The sequence below is a fragment of the Burkholderia sp. Se-20373 genome (assembly GCF_017104705.1).
In the GTDB taxonomy this organism is placed as follows: domain Bacteria; phylum Pseudomonadota; class Gammaproteobacteria; order Burkholderiales; family Burkholderiaceae; genus Burkholderia.
Genome location: NZ_JAAGPH010000399.1, coordinates 1 through 329, shown reverse-complemented (window position 1 = coordinate 329; position 329 = coordinate 1). Strand labels below are relative to the sequence as shown.

Here is a 329-nt window from a genome sequence, read left to right as displayed (position 1 = left end):
ATCGGCGCGGCGCTCGACCGGATGCGCGCGTCGCGCGTGGTCGGCGGCATGTATGTCGGGATCGTGCTGTCGCTCGCCGCGCTCGCGGCCGCGCCCGGTTTCGCGTCGCTCGCGGCCGCAGCGTTCGCGGCGGGGATGTTCGTGGTCGGCGGCCAGTCGGTGCTGTATGCGCTCGCGGCGATCTACTACCCGACCGCGATGCGCGGCGACGGGGCGTCGCGCGACGGTTCGGCAGACGGGGAGTCGGATCGATCGCTGGACATGACTTCTGCGAGCTCCATGGTTGATGGACGCGGATGTGCGCCGCGTGCCCGGATGGCAGCGCGGTC

The 329-nt window shown here is 72.3% G+C and carries 1 pseudogene; it reads left to right on the top strand.

What is annotated here, in order from left to right:
* A pseudogene (locus G3N96_RS39630) lies at positions 1–329 on the top strand (hypothetical protein); the annotation flags it as partial.